Origin of the sequence: Microcystis wesenbergii NRERC-220 (genome assembly GCF_032027425.1) — a bacterium.
Classification (GTDB): domain Bacteria; phylum Cyanobacteriota; class Cyanobacteriia; order Cyanobacteriales; family Microcystaceae; genus Microcystis; species Microcystis wesenbergii_A.
On sequence record NZ_JAVSJA010000001.1, the window covers coordinates 1,326,219 to 1,344,434 of the forward strand.

Consider the following 18,216-nt stretch of genomic DNA (forward strand, 5'->3'; position numbering starts at 1 on the left):
ATTAGAACCACTTACTTAATTTCTAATCTTGATTTTATTTGATCGCTGCGCCGATGTGTTTTAAAATCTGCAAAACCCTATATAGTTCTTCTCTGGAAATAAAGGGAGCAAATACCCTAGATAGGGCATAATAATGGACATTAGCTCTCAATTTGACCAATAAAATATCATCTCCATTGGTGACGATGGCAAAGCTAGGTTTTTCGGGCTGGGGATTAGCCATCAAATAGGCTAAGGTTTGCGGTAAGGCAGTCCAAACCGATAGGGCGGTTTTTTGGGATTCTACAATTACCACCCAAAACTGATTTAACCAGACTAACACATCGATTCTACCCGATAGTATTTCTTCCCCATCATCGACGGTTAAGCTTACCGATTCCTCTGCGCGTACTCGCAAAGGCGGATCGTAAAAACCCGCAATCGCTAGTAAGGGAGAAACTAACAATAAAGTCACGGTTTTTTCTAATAACTGTCCCGCCGATCTTTGGTATAAATACCTTTGTCTTAGTTCATCTAAACTCTTTTTCTCATGGCTAGATAGAGACAGTAAATCACTTTGCCATTCGGGAAAAAATGCCCGATCTTCTGTTAAGGAGAGATTAAATCTTGTCTCGGCTAGGGCAATAGTCGTGATCGCTTCGGTAATGGCACTCGACATAAAAATTAGCTCACCAATCTAGATAAAACTTCTCGATGAATTAAAGCTTGATCGATTAAAAAATATTTGCGATCACTGGTTAATGCCTCTCCATTGGCATAAAAATTAATCCAAGTGTTACTAATATCATTAACTGCCTCTGGTAACTGATCTAATTCCCAACCCGGCATCGGTACTTCGGCAATTAATCGCGACACTTTCGGATCATAACTAAGGGCAAAACAACGACAATCTTCTGCCGCGGCCATAATCAAACTATGAAAGCGCATTCCGATCACCATTTCTACCCCACGAAATACGCCTTTTAACTGTCTTGGGTCCTCTAAACTAATGATTTGATAATTTTCCCTTAATTGACGGGCTACAGCTTCACAGAGGGGCAAATCCCGCGACTTTTGAAAAGGGACTAGGAGAATAAACGCCCCCGTACTGGTTTGTAAATCAATTAAAGCTTGGGTTAATTTATCTAATTTTGCCGGGGTTAATAGGGGATGGGGACGTAAATTGACGGCGATTCTTGGGGCAGGTAAATCCGATAATCCCTTGACTGATTGAGCTTCTAAAGCCCATACTGGATCCGGGGCAACAATGGGACGAATACCCCAATCAGCGACTAAATGAGCCGATATATCATCGCGCACAGTAACTAAACTACATTGTTGCAAAACTTTTTTGGTTAACCAACGAGTAAAAGGTCTATTTAATGGTCCAATTCCCTGGCCCCAAGCAATAGTTTTTAAGCCCAATAATTGAGCAAGAGCCATTAAACCACCGTAATACATTGGACTGGCAAAACTGGTGACATCCTGCATTAAACTGCCGCCACCCCAGATAAATATATCCGCTTTTTTCATAGTTTGCAAAACTTGCCACCAATCCCGACTAGGACAGGTTTCCACTCCATAACGTTGACTGGTTTCTCTGGGGTTATTTGACAAAACAATAGGTTTAATTTCTGACGGCAACATCTGCAATAGAGACACTAATAATGCCTCATCTCCTCCGTTTCCTCTCCCATAATATCCACAAATTACTGCACGCATATATTCAGTTATCACTTATCAGTTATCAGTTATCAGTTATCAGCCAGAAAAAGGCAAGAGTCAAAAGGCAAAAGGCAAAAGTATGGTAAATTTGTCTCCTGTCTCCTGTCTCCTGTCTCCTTTGTCCGCTTTGTTACTTTTTCCTTGAAAAATGTCCCTTAGTTTCTTAAGTTATGCTGTCAGCTACAAGTTAGCAGTGACCAGTTTTATTGGATTCAGTGATCAGTTTATCTATTTTCTTGTTCCCACTCATAACTAATAGCTTAAACTTAAACCTGATCACTGGTTACTGATAACTGATAACTGATTTAGTCGTCCATTTGCCAGGGTTCGGTGATGTTTTTTTCATCGAGGATATTTTTGGCTCTTAAAATCAAGACTAATTGACCTAAGATGGTGACATCGGGGGGACTATCAAACCATTGTAAAGAGACGGAATTATCTCTCTCTACTAGATAATAATTGTTCACGTCCCATTCGGCCAAAACTCGATCGATCACTAATAACACTTCCTCAGACCTAGTGGCAATCGATCGAGGTAATTGATCGCTAGGCCATAAAATCGCTACAGGATCGATCGCCTTTAGAATTGCTTGCCAACCGGGGAGAGGCACGATTGTTTGTTTATCCCCCACCGTTACCAGTCGAAAAGGTTCCTCGACGCTCAGACTTTCTGTGTGTTTTATATCAGTTACCGTCACCGGAAATCTTCCTACTAAAGGAATAATTCTGGCTAATTCGTCCTCATCCTGTAAACGATGGACGGGTAGCAACGGTGCGCTACGGGAGGGAGTAACGGTAAAATCTTGTAGTAAGGACTCGATCGCCTGTCTGGCCGAGTCAGAATGGGCAAATTTCAAACCTTTAGCGATTAATTTCGCTCTTTCGGCTAAATCTCGCTTTTGTTTGCCCCGTTTCCAACACTGATAAGCGATCGCATCTCCAGGATGACGGGTAAATTCACTGGGAATCTGGGATAAACGGGAAAAATCCTGGATAGCTTTGGCGATATCGTGTGCTTCGGCCACCTCAATCCTTTTTTCTGCCGCTAATTTCGCTGCCCCCAATCTTTGTTCTTGGTTGAGAATCCGTAATTCGTATAGCACATCACTGCGCGGCCCGATGTAGTAACTTAACAAATCTTCAGCTGCCCCCGCTTTGATTAAACTCTCAAAAACTTGGGCAGCGACAATAATTAAATTTTGTTGGGCATTTTGAAACCCGGTTTGTTCAAAAATTAACTGGGAATCGTAGCCAGCTTTTTGCAGTTTTTGACATTTTTGCCCCCAATTCACCCAATTTCCTTCCTTATGAAGCAGCGAGCGCATTAATTCGGTCGCTTCCGTTTCGCTGATTCGATCATCTGTACTGCGAGGCTGTTCTGTCATAGACAACTTGATCAAGCTACAATAACTAAAATTTATCTAATCCCTCAAAAATCTTCAATAGCAATTAAGGTTAACAGGATAGACTAGATAGTAACAGGATAGCTGACAATCACCCCCTTCGTACCTGTTAGGGCAAGTTTATCTTCAATGTCTAGATTAAGAGTTAATGGAAGCATTCCCCCCTCGTCCACAACTAACCCCGGTCAAAGGACGATGAAAACCAAGCGTCACCCCAAAGATAGCGCCTTGGGTTTAGTCTCTACCCTCAGCTTTCCGGCGATCGTCGGGACGGCGGATATGATGCTAAAATCCGCAGAAGTTACCCTCGTGGGTTACGAAAAAATTGGCGGTGGTCACTGTACGGCGATCGTGCGTGGTAATATTGCCGATGTGCGGTTAGCAGTGGAAGAAGGGGCAAAAACCGCCGCACAGTTCGGACAATTGGTATCTAAATCGGTTATTCCCCGACCGATGCCCAATTTAGAGGTAATTTTCCCAATTGGTAGCCGTTTAGCCGAAATTGCCCAAAGTCAACGGGGTTTCAGCAAACTGAGCAATATGTCGATCGGTCTCTTGGAAACCCGCGGTTTTCCTGCTATGGTGGGGGCAGCCGATGCGATGTTAAAATCGGCCGATGTACAGTTAGCTTCCTACGAAACGATTGGGGATGGTTTGTGTACGGCCATTATCCGGGGTTCCGTCGCTAATGTGGCCGTGGCCATTGATGCGGGAATGCGGGAAGCAGAGAAAATCGGTGAACTGCACGCGGTGATGATTATTCCCCGTTTATTGGAAGATTTAGAACATACTCTACCAGTGGCCAGCTACTGGTTAGAAACTCCCGAACCTTTACCGATGTTGTTACCCAATACTGTCCGGGAAAAACAACGGGAATTGGTCGCTTTACCAGAATTGGAAAAAACCAAAATACCGATTCGTCGCCAAGAAATGCAGGAAAAAGTGTTAGAAGAAGTGATTCCCGTGGAAGTTATCATCGATGAGGACAGTTATTAATTTTTATTTTCAACTTTGCTCCTGTGCTGCTAAAAGTACAGGAGCAAAAGGTTGAATTAGGGTTTGCGGCAAAAAGTTTGTTGGTGGGTGTGGATTTCCCAGTAAAAAATCTTTACAGAAGGCCTCGACAATTAAACGAATCGAATAATGATAAATTTTTGTCAAGGGGTGCGGTCAGATCGAATAATCGTCGCCAGAATTAGCCTAAATTGTCAGGAATTTAGTTAAACAAGGTTTTTGGCAATCCGCATCGAAAGAACTTCAGGAGAATTATGAAGGCGATCAACACACTCACAATGCGATTAAAATCCCTAATGAAGCAACTGTTATCACCTCAGATGCTTGCTATCCTTCAATCTGTCCGCTGGAAGATGCTACTGACATCATCAAGAACAGCAAAGAACCAGGTCGGAAATGTCAGTACCGGTTGGCGCCGAAGGATAGATGATGTGGTTTCGTCTCCTGATAATGCCGAAATTCCGAGATGTCACAACGCCGGCGAACTAGATGGTTATACGATTACAATGCACAACGGTGTAAGAGTAAGTGCAATTGGATATTACGGAGCAGGTGTCCTCAACATGTTAATCGAAAACAGGGGCGTTCACGAACCTCAAGAAGAGCGGGTGTTTGAGGCGATCATTCAACTGCTACCAGAAGACTGCAACATGCTTGAACTTGGAGCTTACTGGGCCTTTTATTCTTTATCACTTCTTCAACAACGCCCAAATGCCAAATGCTATCTGGTTGAACCGGAGATCAGAAATCTCCTTAGCGGCAAGACAAATTTTCGTCTCAATAAGAGACGCGGACACTTCACGCAAGCACGAGTCGATTCTAACCCACAAGACAATCCCAAGACTATATCGGTTGATTCATTCTGCGCTGAACATGGAATCGGGCATCTGAATATTCTCCATGCTGATATTCAAGGATATGAGCTAGCTATGCTCGATGGGGCGAGGGAAATGCTGTCGGAGGGAAAGGTGGATTTCGTCTTTATATCCACGCACTCGAACTCACTCCACAATCGTTGTCTTGAGAGGTTGCTCTCCCTAGGGTATTCGATATTGGCCGAGGTCGACCTGGACGAAACATTTTCGGTTGATGGCCTGATCGTTGCCAAACATCACTTATTGGATCAGCCGGAGCCTATCAAGATATCGCGGAAAGCCGTCCAATAACCGGTTCCAGGGTACTCCGCTAACGCTCCGCCCCTGAACTCGGTCGTTAGGTTTCAAACCAACAGTGCGATGCCGAAGGCACTGCGTAGCAGATCGCATCGCCTCGTAGGTTAGGTTGAGCGAAACAATACTGGGTCGAAAATAGCTCAATTCGCTTGAAAAAGCGCAACCCAACCACCCCAAAGGTTACTCTTTGTTGGGTTTCCTTGCGTCAACCCAACCTACAATAATTGCTGCTCTAGTAGCCTTAGGGTGCGTTCCCTAATATGGCTCCTACTGCTCCACTAATAGATTTTGGGGAACGCACCATGCACATTGATTGAAACTGTGGGTTTAAGTGCGATACCGAAGGCACTGGGTAGCACCCCTAGATGGGGTTGGAGGGCTTGCTTTAGGGCACTATACTGGGTTATATGGGTTTTCAAGATTAGTGCTATTTCTCATCAAATCCTATGCTAGAGTGGTGGTAAGAGCAGTTATCAACTACTACAAAAAGTTGAATTGGTAAAACACATGAGTACATCAGCAAAATCACTAGAAGAACTGGTGAGACAATTATCGCCCCAGTTAAAGGTTGAAGTACAAACGTTTGTAGAGTCACTTTTAAGTAAATCTAACCAACCTATAAAACGTAAACTCCGTCAAGACTGGGCAGGGATGCTTAAAACCGATTACACATCAATTGAGTTACAGAATCTTGCAGTTGAATGGAGAAATGGCTAGTGTTTCTTCTGGATACGAATATTTGGCTAGAACGCTTATTAGGACAGGGACAGGCGGAGGTTGTTGCGGAGCTACTTGATACGCTCTCGCCCTCTGATATGTGTATGACTGATTTTACTTTACATTCTATCGGGGTGATCTGTAATCGGCTGAATCAAAGAGACGTTTTTATCAAATTTGTGGATGACGTTTTGATTGATGCTGGTGTTGTACTGGTCAGTATTCCTGCTAACCAAATGAAGAGAGTCGTAGAAATAATAGATCTCTTTCGCTTGGATTTTGATGATGCTTACCAATATGTTGCTGCCGAGCTTGAAAAAGCTACTATTGTGAGTTTTGATCAAGATTTTGACAGGACAGAGCAAAGACGTTTGACTCCTATGCAAGTGCTTAAAATTAGAAATTAATTGCTGGCTCCCGTCAGTCATTGCCGTAGGGTGCGTTCCCTGATGCAAGTCCTACTGCTCCACCAATAGATTTTTGGGGAACGCACCATGCACATTGATGGAAACTGTGGGTTAAAGTGCGATACCGAAGGCACTGGATAGCACCCCTAGATGGGGTTGGAGGGATTGCTTTAGGGCGCTATACTGGGTTATAGGGGTTTTCAAGATTAGTGCTATTTCTCATAAAACCTTACTCCTGCCTACTTTTCAAGCTTTAATCATGAGAGATAAAGTATTAATTATTTTACTTTTGAATATTCGGCTCTTCGGTAATTGTTATGCAAATAATTAACTTAAAATAAAATTCGATGATAGTGCTTACGCTCAAAAATAGCTGAAATCTATACAGGGAGAAATTTTAGACACAAACAGGTTAATACCAAAAGATAGACAATTGAGTTAAGATTTAATATAATAGCCAAAAACCAGAGTATTTTACTTATGATACTTGACAAATTTTTGAACCTAGAAGGAACCTCTATTCAAGGCTATCGACACCTAGAAAATGTCGGTATAGTTTGACGAATCGAATCGAAAAAGAAAAAAGCAATCGGGAGCATCCCAATTTTGCCATAAGTATAAATGCTTAGAGACTAAAAACGTTAGCTAAGGCAAAATAAAGAGAAACAATTAAACGGTAGAATCATGAATACAGACCAAAAAGAACAACTAGATCAACATTTAAAAGCCATTGCTCAAATTCTAGTCGATAATACCCCAGAAGAACAACTACGTAGCTTTGAGGGCATTGAAACCGCCCTGCGAGACCATTGGCTGACTACATTGGGTCCTGCCATAGGCAATTTTTTTTTGAATCAGCAACAGGAACCCAAGCAGGGCGAACCAAAAGCGTAAGCAGTATCATAGGGAAAGTCAAGATAAGCGAGAAACAAGCCGATAAACTAGGATTAAGCAAGAATAATCGATTAAGTCCCATGCTGGAGAAATGTTGCTTAGGAGCAGTGGCTAAAGTCTCTTTTGAAGATGCGGAAAAAGATCTCAAAATGGCGACAGGAATGGCAGTTTCAGGCAGTAGTCAACAGAGGCTTGTACAAAGATATAAATTTGAGGAAGCAGAAGCAAAGAGTCCGGTAGAAGCATTGAGTGTAGAGGTCGGAAAAGTCAGAATCAGAACGCCCAAAGGACAACCGAGTCAAGGTCGAGATTACAAAGCAGTAAGTCTGCATGGTCAAGAATGTGCGGGATTTTTTCAGCAAAATGAAGAATTACTGGAATGGGTGAACCGTCAGCCCTTAACAGAGGTAGTCACCTGTTTAGGAGATGGTCATGATGGGGTGTGGAATCTGATGGAGAAAATCGGTGTTAAAAGGAGAGAAATATTGGATTGGTATCATTTAGTAGAGAATATGAATAAAATAGGCGGGTCAAACAAGCGTCTGAATAGAATCAAAGAGAATTTATGGAAAGGAGAGGTGAAAAGAGTTTTAGAGGAATTAGAGGGATGCAAAAAGAAACAGGCTATAAATTTCACCAAATATGTCGATAAACATCGAGAAAGAATACCCAATTACGAACTCTATCAATCCCAAGGGATTTGCATCGGTTCTGGAAGTGTAGAGTCAAAGATTAAGCAAATAGGTGCAAGAATGAAAATTGTGGGAGCACAATGGAAAGCAGAGAATGTTCCTCAGTATTTGAAGCTACGTTGTGCTTATCTCAACGGCGATATTGCCTGAGTATTTTTACTCATTGCAAAACTGGGATGCTCCCAAAGCAATCTGTCCTCGTTGTGGGTTAGAGAGCGATAAACTACACCAAAATCATCGACATTTAGTCAAAGATTTACCGCTCTCAGGCCAACCAGTGTACCTACAAGTTAATCGTCGTCAATTTAAGTGCGATAATTGTCAGAAGCCCTTTAGCGAAGAGTTAGATTTTGTCGCCAGTAAACGAACCTATACGAAAAGACTAGCCGAGAATATACTTGAACAATTAAAAGAAGGAGATATTTTAAATGTTAGCCGAAGAAATGACGTAACGGAAGAAGAGATTCAAAGAATGCTAGAGGACATCGCTGAAGAAATTACCGAGCCAGATTTATCGGAATTAAAAAGACTAGGAATTGATGAAATCGCTCTAGTGAAGGGACAAAAAAATTACTGTGCAGTTTTAGTAAATTTAGATACGGGAAAACTAATAGCTATTCTGGAGAAGCGAACACAAGAAGAGTTTAAGAAAACCCTTACGGGCTGGGGAAAAGAGGTGTTAGAGCAAATTGAAGAAGTGAGCATAGACCTTTGGTTGTCCTATAAAAATCTGGTAAAAGAATTGATGCCGTCGGCCGAGGTAGTCGCTGATAGATTCCATGTAATGAAACAAATTAATCAAGAGTTAGACGAACAGAGAAGAGCGGAAAAAAGAGCCGTAGAAGCGCGGAAAAAGAAAAAACAGAAAGCGGAAAAAGAAGCGAAGCTAGAAGTTTTAAAGCGAAGTAAATATAGCCTGTTAAAAAATGAAGAAGATTTAACGGAACCCCAAAAAATCAAACTAGAAGCTATCAAAAAAACTTGGCTAAATTTGAAAGAGATGCACGAATTAAAGGAAGAATTCAGAAGGATTTACGAAACCTCAAAGAATCCGACAGAGGGAATGCTATCCATCTCGGAATGGTTGGCAAAATCCTCCAGTGTTTTTACCAAGAGTTGTCAAACAATCCGAAACTGGTTTGGAGAAATCATTAGTTATTTCGAGCGAAGGACAACGAATGGATTAGTCGAGGGAATCAACAATAAACTTAAACTAATAAAACGAAGAGGCTATGGCTTTAGAAACTTTCGAAATTTTTGGGTTAGAAGTATGTTGTCTTGGCATCTTGTCTGTTGATTTAGCATAAAGAGTAACGAAGAGCCGAATATTCTTTGCATTACAAAATCACTTGAAGTACTTGCTCAAACAATTGAGACACCTACAGATTCTATGCCTCTTTACTCTGTTTACAGACAAGAACTAATTCGCAAAGGGTGGTTACCTGTCCCTCAGAAATTTGGAGTGAGACCAAATATACCTGAAGTTGTGTGTGGTGCAAGTGGTCGTTTGTGTACTGCTTATTGGCTTTACTCCAAAGTGGCTGAGAACAGAGAACTAAGATTTATACTTTGGGACACTAAACGAGGTCTTGTTGTTGCGCCTTATATGGAATGATTGAGGGGATAAATACAAAAATCAAGTTAATTAAAAGATAGGCTATGGATTTGCCAATTTTGATAACTTTCGGCTTAAGCTATTGGCTTGCCTTAACTCTTGACAAATCTTAACACACATAAACACGAAGAGCCGGATTTTTTATCGAGTGCGATCGCCATCGCCGTAGTGGACTGACACGACTACAATGTTGCTTGGTAAAACTGCTATAATCTAAGTCTAGCAAGGATTTAAGTCAAAAAGCTAATGCACTATTTTAGCTGTGTCAATCCAGTGCGATCGCAATCTTGTAGGGTGCGTTCCCTAATGTGTCTCCTACTGCTCCAGCGATCGATTTTGGGGAACGCACCATGCACATTGATTAGCTCTCCTGCAAAAATCAAAAATCTGACCTTAGGTAAGGAGACAGGAGACAGGCTTCGGCCGTGAGCTTTTGCGTTCGACAAAAGCTCACGCCGAGGTCCGAACGGAGACAGGAGACTCCGAGGAGAAAAAAGACAAGAGACAACTATCCTATCCATAAAACCTGAGATTATGTCCAATTTATCGGAGCTTTTAGATATTTTGACCCGATAGCGCCTCGATAACTTACTTTTGCAGGAGGTCTATTGAAACTGTGAGTCTAATACCATTTTTCTTTATTAGTGGCAGACATCCTATTCCCCTTTCCCCCCTAGGGTTTGCTGAAAAAGTTTGTTGGTGGGGCTAGGAGTCAGTCCCGATGAAAAAATTTTCACCCCCACAGATGAAAGAATTAGGGTTGGCTGAATAAATCTAAAAACCTTGTTGGATAAGGCTTTTAGACTTTTTTTCCCTGAAAAAGTGCCTACCATTGGAGTGATTGGGGGGAAAATTTAGGGATTTTTTCCCTGAAAATTAGGTAATTGACCACCTGAAAATGGGTAAAACCCCACACCCCACCCCCCCTGCCCCCCCGACATCGGGGGGGTCGGGGGGGCAAGGGGGGGTGGAGGAGATTCGGCTAATCCAAGAATAAGCAGTTTAAATACGTCTTAGCTTAACTGATCACTGATCACTGATAGCTATCTCCTGAATTCTGACAAGACAAATTAACCGAATCTACCGGCTACATAATCGCGAGTTTGTTGATTAACTGCATCGGTGAAAATTTTCTGGGTGGTGTCAAATTCCACCAAACGACCGACGCGGGTTTCATCGGCATTAAAAAAGGCCGTGCGATCGGATACCCTAGAGGCCTGTTGCATATTATGGGTGACAATGACGATCGTGTATTGTTGCTTCAATTCATGGATTAATTCCTCGACTTTGAGGGTAGAAAGGGGGTCTAAAGCCGAACAAGGTTCATCCATTAATAATACTTTTGGTTTTACCGCCAAAGCGCGAGCAATACACAATCTTTGTTGTTGTCCTCCCGATAATCCTAAAGCGGATTTATTCAACAGATCTTTAACTTCATTCCAAAGAGCGGCCCCTTTTAAAGCTAATTCCACAATCCCATCTAATTCACTGCGACTAGCGGAACGATAAATTCTAATACCATAGGCAATATTATCGTAAATACTAGCGGGAAAAGGGTTAGGGCGCTGAAACACCATGCCCACCTGTCGCCGTAAGGTATGAAGGTTAACTTTGGGGGCGTAGATATCTTGGCCAAAAAACCTAACTTTCCCCTTAACTGTCACTTGCCCCTCTAATTCCCCGATACGATTGAGGGCTTTTAAGAGAGTGGATTTACCACAACCAGAGGGGCCGATCATGGCGGTTACTTGCCTTTGAGGTATTTGTAAAGAAACCCCTTCCAGGGCTTTTTTGCTACCGTAGAAAAAGCTAAGATTTTCGACTTCGATCGCCGAATTAGCTAGAGAAGTAGGAGTGTTCATGAGAGAGGAATCGATCATAAGAAAAATACTTAATTTGAGCGTTTACGAGTGACAAAACGGGAAAGAAGGCTAGTAATTAAAACTAAGATAATTAGGACTAAAGAAGCTGTCCAAGCCAGGGAATTTTGTTCAGGAAAGGGGGAACTAGCGTAGTTATAAATCAACACCGTTAAAGCCGGTGTGGGCGACCAAAGACTTTCTTGCCAAAATTGACTAAATAAAGCTGTAAACATTAAGGGGGCGGTTTCTCCAGCAGCCCGGGCCACCGCTAATAATATCCCGGTCATAATCGGTGCGATCGCTGCTGGCAGGACAATGCGAAATACCGTATCGAAACGGGAACCCCCCAAAGCGGAGGAACCGAGACGGTAGGACATGGGTATTAGTTTCAGGGCCTCTTCCGTGGTTAAAGCGATGATCGGCAACATAATCACCCCCAAAGCAAAGGCCCCGGCTACGGCGGAAAATTGTTTGGTAGTTAAGACCAAAACCCCGAAAGAAAACACCCCGACGATAACGGAAGGGGTACTACTCAACACCACGATCGCAAAGCGCAGAATACCGCCAATTTTGGAACCCCGAGCGAATTCCGAGAGGAAAACCCCGGTGAGAATCCCCAGAGGTATGCTGCCTAAGGACGCTAAACCGACCATGGTTAAAGTCCCCACGATCGCATTGGCAAAACCGTTGGGAACACTGGGATCAGAGCCAACTGGGGCGGGTAAAGAGGTGAAAACTTGCCAATTGAATCCGGGTAAACCTTCTTTGACAATTTGAAAGAGGATAGCGAATAAAGGCAGAATGGCGATGGCACTAAGAGCGATCGCTAAACCCGTGAGACCGTTGGTAAAAAAATGTCGCCACGGTGACAGGGGTTGCTGTAAATCTTCTTCGGGAAAAGCTCCTTGGCTCATAAAATTAACGATTGCGGTTGATAAATTGTACTAACAAAGCCGCTACACTATTGACAGCTAAGGTAATAACAAATAGAATCAAAGCTAGATACATCAAGGCTCCGATGTGAATTTTTTCAAAAGCTTCTGGGAAAGTATTGGCTAGTACAGCAGGAATAGTATAACCGGGGGCCAAGAGGGAGGGACTAATAATCGAGGAGTTACCGATTACCATGGCCACCGCCATAGTTTCCCCTAAAGCGCGACCTAAACCGAGGATAATCGCCCCGATAATACCGGAACTGGCCGCCGGCAACAACACGCGCCAGATGGTTTCCCAACGAGTCGCCCCTAGGGCCATGGAGGCGCTGCGTAATTCGGGGGGGACGGTAAGCAAGACATCGCGACTGATAGCGGAAATAGTCGGCACGATCATGATCGCTAGGATCACACCGGCAATCAGCATACTTGGTCCCAAAGGTTGGGTATTAAACAAAGGGAACCAAGCAAAATTTTGAAATAACCATTCTTGCAGGGGTTTAAGCACGGGAATTAGTACGAAAATCCCCCATAAACCAATAATTACACTGGGAATCGAGGCAATTAATTCCACTAGAAAACCGATGGGATAACGGACACTTGCCGGCAAATAATTCTCGCTAGTGGTTAAAGCAACGGCAACACTGAGGGGAATAGCTAATAAAAGAGCCAGAATCGAGGAAACGATCGAACCGAAAATAAAGGGTAAACCACCAAATTTGAGGACGTTCACATCCCAAGTGGTTCCCCAGAGAAATCCCCAACCGAATTCATTGATCGCCGGCCGCGCATCCTGAAAAACAATCCGGGCCATCCACAGCAGAAAAATTAAACCAGAGGCGGCACAAATCCAGACTAGGATCGTAAAAATGCGATTGAATAAACCCGCAGTGCCGGGGCTTTCGTTAAGATTGGCCGCCGAGAGATCAAAAGACTCAACGGGTTCAGAAAAATTAGCCATAAGGTAGAGAGCGATTACCACTTATCAGTTGTTGAAAACGCAACTGTAGGGGCTGAACAATGTTCAGCCCAGAGAAAAGAAATACTTGCAGTTATTAGTTATGGGGTTAACCGGTAACTTTTTTCCATCTTACTGGAAAGCGGTGACAATCAAGTTCAAACTAATACAAAAGTATTTATTTAATTTTGTTAACTTCGGCTAAAACTTTTTGAGTCACCGATTGGGGAATCCGGGTAAATTCCAATTGATTGTTAATACCTTGACCAGTGGTGAGAATCCAAGTTAACAGTCTTTTAATTTCTGCCGCTTTTTTGTTATCCGCGTAGTCTCTCGGTACTAATAACCAAGTAATCCCGACGATCGGATAACCACTGCTCGGATCGTCCATATTAGCGGTAAAATCGGCGTTAAATTTGATCCCTTCCATCGCCTTGTTAGCTTGGGCGAGACTGGGTTCGACAAATTGACCGGCTTTATTTTGAATTCTGGCGGTTCTCATGGTTGCCCCTTCATTTTTGCGGGCAAAGGTATCTTGAACGTAACCGATCGAGCCTTCTGTTTGTTTAACCAGGGCCGCCACACCATCATTTTTCGGTCCTTTGAGAACGGTAAAACCCCAGTTAGGTTCTTTGCTGGTTCCCACTTTACTTTTGAAGGAAGGACTAATAGCACTCAGGTGAGAGGTAAAAATCTCCGTAGTACCGCTACCATCAGCCCTAACCACCACTTTAATGGGTTGGTTGGGCAGTTTCGGATCCACCTGTCTCCAGTTAGTGATCTCGCCACTGAAGATTTTACCGAGGTTAGCCCTGGAAATTTGCAGGTTATTTACCCCCGGCAGATTATAAACCACAGCGACGGCTCCTCCGGCGGTGGGAACTAGCAGTAAACCGTTTTTCATCTGGCTTTTTTCCGAGGAGGAAGGAGCGGCATCGGAAGCCCCAAAATCGACGGTTCCGGCGATAAATTGCCGGACACCAGCACCGCTACCGACGGAATTATAGTTAACGGTGACACCGGTGGCGTTTTTATAGTCGGCAAAATAACGCTGGTATAGGGGCGCGGGAAAGGAGGCTCCTGCACCGTTCAGGGTTTGGGCGAGGGTTTCTCCCATCGTCCCTGCTAAGGCCGCTGCCGTGGCGAAGGAGACAGCACACACACGAGTTAGGGTAGCAGTTGAGAATATCATAAATTTTCCGGTTGAAGAATCCTGCACAATTGGGAAAGTTGAACTTTCTTCAAGATATAGTTTAAGGCACAAATATTACTTTTAAATCTAGAAATATTGGGGATTTTTTTGGTTAAGATTGGGTAAAATTTCGGTTAAGTTTAATTTAAAAATTCACAGCTTTTGGCAATAATTTAGATCGATCAAGACAAAAATCCATTGTATCTATTCAAGGATGAAATCTTAATTTAAACCATCTGTTGAGGAGAAATTGCCCGGACAAAGCTTTTTATCTAGGTGTGTGAATTCAAACAGGGCCACCGCTGCTTTTCGCTACTGTTAAGTTTGTTATCTTTTTGGGGTGAGTTTCGTGTTAAATCAATTTTTTTTGAAATGATGGAGATAGATTTTTCTGACTCCCAGAAAAGCAAGGGGATGGATAAATGCTGATAAATCTCGATAAATTGCTCAAAAAGGCTCTTATTTTTGTTAGTGCTGGTGTTTTAGTTGCTTGCGCTCCCGTTGACTCCCAATCAAATAAATCAATTATTATTGATGGGTCTAGCACCGTTTACCCGATCACCAAAGCTGTCGCCGATGAATACAAAAAACAAAAACAGCCTTCTGCGGATATAAGCGTCAATTTTTCGGGGACGACTGGCGGTTTTCGGCAGTTTTGCGCTGGAAAAACCGATATTAGCAATGCTTCGCGACCGATTCGCACCGATGAGATCGAAGCCTGTAATCGGAATAACATTAGATTTATCGAATTGCCGATCGCCTTTGACGCGCTTACCATCGCAGTCAATAAAGAAAACACTTGGATTGATAGCATCACTTTAGAGGAATTAAAAAAAATCTGGGAACCTGCGGCCCAGGGTAAAATTACCAAGTGGAGTCAGGTGCGATCGGGATTGCCGGATAAACCTCTCAATCTCTTTGGTGCGGGCAAAGATTCGGGAACTTTCGATTATTTTACGGAAGCGGTGGTAGGAAAAGAAGATGTTAGCCGCAGCGATTACGTTGCCAGTGAAGATGATGACACCTTAATTCAAGGAGTTAGTCAAGATGCCAACGCCCTAGGATATTTTGGTCTAGCTTACTACGAAAAACAAGCGGCGAACTTAAAAGCCTTAGCAATAGACAGTGGTAAAGGGGCTGTTTTGCCCTCCCGGGAAACGGTGCTACAATCCACCTATCAACCCTTAGCCCGTCCTTTGTTTATCTACGTTAACGCCCAAAAAGCCCAGTCTAATAAGGATTTACAGCGTTTTGTCGAGTATTATCTCAGTCAAGCTCAAAATATCGTTCAAGAGGTCGGTTATATTCCCCTGAGCGGTGAGCATTATCATTTAGCCAAGGTCACTTTCTTTAACGGGGAAGCGGGAACAGTTTTCGGGGGACACTCAAAATTCGATGTGACTTTAGCCGAATTACTACGCCAGAAAGCCAAGTTTTAGAAACTTAAAATAGGGTGAGATTAACTCACCCTATCAACTTTTATTTATGCTGCGGGAATAAAGCTAAAATTCTTGGGTTTGCTTCCTTTTTCTTGAGAAGAGGCATTTATCGGCGTTGTATAAAGAATTGATTAGGGTTGATCAAGCTTTTTGCCAGTGATTTGGCTAATCTTTACTCCTGATCTGGGGATTGTCCGAAAAGATGCTCTACAATTCGCTTAACTTCTGTACGGATACCGGTGACTTCGTTGCGGAAAAACTGTTGATCGCTCTCAGCTTGAGTGATAAATTGGTTTAATCACTCGTTGGTTCGTTCAAAACTCTCTGCTATTGTCCTAACCTCACCGGTTAGTTGTGCTATATCTTCTCGATTCTGTTGCGTGAGGACAACGGTAGCCTGTAATATGCTCTCGATCCGTTCTAATCTTTCATCCGTCATCGGTTACAATCCCTTTAGAGCTTTTTATCTGTCTCTTGCCAATAGTAGTCGTTAAGGGACTGTTTTAATTATGGGAGATCAATCACGGAACATGAGGATTATTATGTCTCACGGTCGAGAAACTGTTAGTAACTCAAGGTCAAAATTCTTGCCATAAGAAGAACATAAGCGATTGCAAAATTAGCCCTATTCCCATAATAACGGAAAAGGTTTGAGTTTGAGTTTGAGTTTAATTTTATCTAGAAAATTTTGTCATGAAAAATCTTCAACAAACTATTAGATTTACTTTATTATATTTACTTCTTACTGCCAGGGTTCTTGCCGCACCCCCTCCCACTCGTATTAATGATTGTTCTAACACTTTTATCCAAGAAATAACCACCAGATTTGATGACGACCCTGATGCGGAAGCAGTTGTGGTTCTAACCAACGGAGTTGTTCTGTTTTTCTATGTTAAACTTGATGAAGTTCCAGCTTTAAAAACAGCTTTACCCGGCGATAAAGTAAAACTATGTTTAACTAAAGTGCCAGATGATTGTCCACCGGGTGATGAACGAGGTAAAATTTATAGTGTGTTAAACTATAGAACTCAACAGTATTTTAAAGCGATGAATTCTTGGCATTACTGTGGGGGTGCTTAACATTAGTAAGCTTATTTTTGTAAGCCATATTTAGTCTTAGCCATCTCAAACAAACTAAAGTCTATCAAGAAGCAATAAAAGAAAGTAGAAAAGAAGGTCAACAACGGGGGAAATTACCGGCATAACTTAGATTATCTTACCCTCGCTATTTCCTTAGACTTGGACAACGTTTTTGCAATCAGTTAAGTTAATCGTTTTTCAATCATTCCAGATGGAAAAAATTAATCTATCCCGGAATCATGAATAACGATTAATTATTAATACTCTAACCAAAACGACCGCTAACATAATCTCTAGTGGACTCTTGAGCGGGATTTTGAAAGATAACCTCGGTGCGATCATATTCCACTAAATAACCCACTTTACCGCCTTTTCGGGTCGGTTCAGCATTATAAAAAGCCGTTAAATCAGAAACCCGCGACGCTTGTTGCATATTATGAGTAACAATAACTATAGTATATTGGGTTTTCAATTCGTGAATTAATTCCTCAATTTTTAGGGTAGAAATCGGATCGAGTGCCGCACAGGGTTCATCCATTAAAACAACTTCTGGTTTAACCGCAATAGCGCGGGCAATACATAACCTTTGTTGTTGTCCCCCCGATAAAGCTAAACCACTTTCTTTGAGTTTATCTTTAACATCATCCCAGAGAACGGCTTTTTTTAAAGATTCTTCCACTAATTGATCCATATCACCGATGTAACCATTTAAGCGCGCCCCAAAAGCGATATTTTCATAGATAGATTTAGGGAAAGGATTCGGTTTCTGAAACACCATACCGATGCGACTGCGTAACCCGATAGGATTAACGGAATTACCATAAATATCTTGACCGCGAAAGGTAACTTTTCCTTCAATTTTGGCACTTTTAACCAGATCATTCATGCGATTAAAACAGCGTAAAACTGTACTTTTCCCGCAGCCAGAGGGACCGATAAAAGCGATCGCTTTTTTCTCAGGAATATCAAGGTTAACATCACGAACAGCGAGATTAGAACCATAGTAAACATTTAAGTTTTTGGTTCTCAAAACTGCATCGGTGACAACATCGGTACTATACATAATCTTTAAAAAAAAAGGAGATGGGTGTTTTTTTAGTGACTGGTAAACAGTAATCGGTAATCAGTGAAAAGA

16 protein-coding genes and 1 pseudogene are annotated in these 18,216 nt (G+C 42.5%); 8 read left to right on the plus strand and 9 right to left on the minus strand.

Going from position 1 to position 18,216, the window contains the following annotated elements; translation table 11 throughout:
- Positions 1-34: 34 nt before the first annotated feature.
- The 3 genes from RAM70_RS06405 to RAM70_RS06415 form a co-directional block, all read right to left on the minus strand.
- On the minus strand, positions 35-658 hold the full coding sequence (locus RAM70_RS06405; RefSeq protein WP_312672869.1) for a type I restriction endonuclease subunit R: 624 nt from the start codon (positions 656-658) through the stop codon (positions 35-37).
- A gap of 5 nt (positions 659-663) precedes the next feature.
- Entirely contained in the window at positions 664-1,701 is a 1,038-nt protein-coding gene (gene csaB, locus RAM70_RS06410; protein WP_312672872.1) for a polysaccharide pyruvyl transferase CsaB, read from the minus strand.
- A gap of 308 nt (positions 1,702-2,009) precedes the next feature.
- Positions 2,010-3,089, minus strand: coding sequence for a RuBisCO accumulation factor 1 (locus RAM70_RS06415; protein ID WP_012264393.1), 1,080 nt, complete (start codon positions 3,087-3,089; stop codon positions 2,010-2,012).
- Positions 3,090-3,302: 213 nt separating this feature from the next.
- Here RAM70_RS06415 and ccmO point away from each other — a divergent pair, with 213 nt between their 5' ends.
- The 6 genes and pseudogenes from ccmO to RAM70_RS06445 form a co-directional block, all read left to right on the plus strand.
- Positions 3,303-4,103 (plus strand): beta-carboxysome assembly protein CcmO, encoded by an 801-nt coding sequence (gene ccmO / locus RAM70_RS06420; RefSeq protein WP_002787918.1) that lies wholly within the window; start codon positions 3,303-3,305, stop codon positions 4,101-4,103.
- 272 nt (positions 4,104-4,375) lie between these two features.
- Positions 4,376-5,287 (plus strand): FkbM family methyltransferase, encoded by a 912-nt coding sequence (locus RAM70_RS06425; RefSeq protein WP_288001535.1) that lies wholly within the window; start codon positions 4,376-4,378, stop codon positions 5,285-5,287.
- A 513-nt stretch (positions 5,288-5,800) separates the two neighbouring features.
- On the plus strand, positions 5,801-6,010 hold the full coding sequence (locus RAM70_RS06430; protein ID WP_288001533.1) for a DUF2281 domain-containing protein: 210 nt from the start codon (positions 5,801-5,803) through the stop codon (positions 6,008-6,010).
- A complete protein-coding gene (locus tag RAM70_RS06435) occupies positions 6,010-6,417 on the plus strand; it encodes a PIN domain-containing protein (RefSeq protein ID WP_288001531.1) in 408 nt (135 codons plus the stop codon). Before RAM70_RS06430 ends, RAM70_RS06435 begins: the two co-directional genes overlap by 1 nt.
- Before the next feature lie 684 nt (positions 6,418-7,101).
- Positions 7,102-8,153 (plus strand): ISKra4-like element ISMae18 family transposase gene (locus RAM70_RS06440; protein WP_288087067.1). Its coding sequence is split into 2 segments (ribosomal slippage): positions 7,102-7,258 and positions 7,258-8,153, totalling 1,053 coding nucleotides; the frame shifts between segments, so codons are not numbered across the junction.
- Between the two features lie 34 nt (positions 8,154-8,187).
- A pseudogene (locus RAM70_RS06445) lies at positions 8,188-9,300 on the plus strand (ISL3 family transposase); the annotation flags it as partial.
- 1,388 nt (positions 9,301-10,688) lie between these two features.
- On the opposite strand, the gene pstB (RAM70_RS06450) reads toward RAM70_RS06445, so the two are convergent.
- From pstB (RAM70_RS06450) to pstS, 4 genes are all read right to left on the minus strand, one after another.
- Positions 10,689-11,498 (minus strand): phosphate ABC transporter ATP-binding protein PstB, encoded by an 810-nt coding sequence (pstB, locus tag RAM70_RS06450; protein WP_045359637.1) that lies wholly within the window; start codon positions 11,496-11,498, stop codon positions 10,689-10,691.
- A gap of 11 nt (positions 11,499-11,509) precedes the next feature.
- Positions 11,510-12,394 (minus strand): phosphate ABC transporter permease PstA, encoded by an 885-nt coding sequence (gene pstA, locus RAM70_RS06455; RefSeq protein WP_045359638.1) that lies wholly within the window; start codon positions 12,392-12,394, stop codon positions 11,510-11,512.
- A 4-nt stretch (positions 12,395-12,398) separates the two neighbouring features.
- Positions 12,399-13,373, minus strand: coding sequence for a phosphate ABC transporter permease subunit PstC (gene pstC, locus RAM70_RS06460; RefSeq protein WP_045359640.1), 975 nt, complete (start codon positions 13,371-13,373; stop codon positions 12,399-12,401).
- A 175-nt stretch (positions 13,374-13,548) separates the two neighbouring features.
- A complete protein-coding gene (pstS, locus tag RAM70_RS06465) occupies positions 13,549-14,562 on the minus strand; it encodes a phosphate ABC transporter substrate-binding protein PstS (protein WP_190380545.1) in 1,014 nt (337 codons plus the stop codon).
- A 422-nt stretch (positions 14,563-14,984) separates the two neighbouring features.
- Between pstS and RAM70_RS06470 the strand changes: the two genes are divergently transcribed.
- Complete coding sequence (locus RAM70_RS06470; RefSeq protein ID WP_045359643.1) at positions 14,985-16,001, plus strand: PstS family phosphate ABC transporter substrate-binding protein; 1,017 nt, start codon at positions 14,985-14,987, stop codon at positions 15,999-16,001.
- Positions 16,002-16,299: 298 nt separating this feature from the next.
- Here the strand turns inward: RAM70_RS06470 and RAM70_RS06475 are convergent, their stop codons facing one another.
- Positions 16,300-16,440, minus strand: coding sequence for a hypothetical protein (locus RAM70_RS06475; protein ID WP_312672886.1), 141 nt, complete (start codon positions 16,438-16,440; stop codon positions 16,300-16,302).
- Positions 16,441-16,694: 254 nt separating this feature from the next.
- Here RAM70_RS06475 and RAM70_RS06480 point away from each other — a divergent pair, with 254 nt between their 5' ends.
- Entirely contained in the window at positions 16,695-17,081 is a 387-nt protein-coding gene (locus RAM70_RS06480; protein WP_312672888.1) for a hypothetical protein, read from the plus strand.
- Between the two features lie 265 nt (positions 17,082-17,346).
- Here the strand turns inward: RAM70_RS06480 and pstB (RAM70_RS06485) are convergent, their stop codons facing one another.
- Positions 17,347-18,144: a phosphate ABC transporter ATP-binding protein PstB gene (gene pstB / locus RAM70_RS06485; RefSeq protein WP_045359645.1), complete on the minus strand. Its 798-nt coding sequence runs from the start codon at positions 18,142-18,144 to the stop codon at positions 17,347-17,349.
- Between the last annotated feature and the right edge of the window lie 72 nt (positions 18,145-18,216).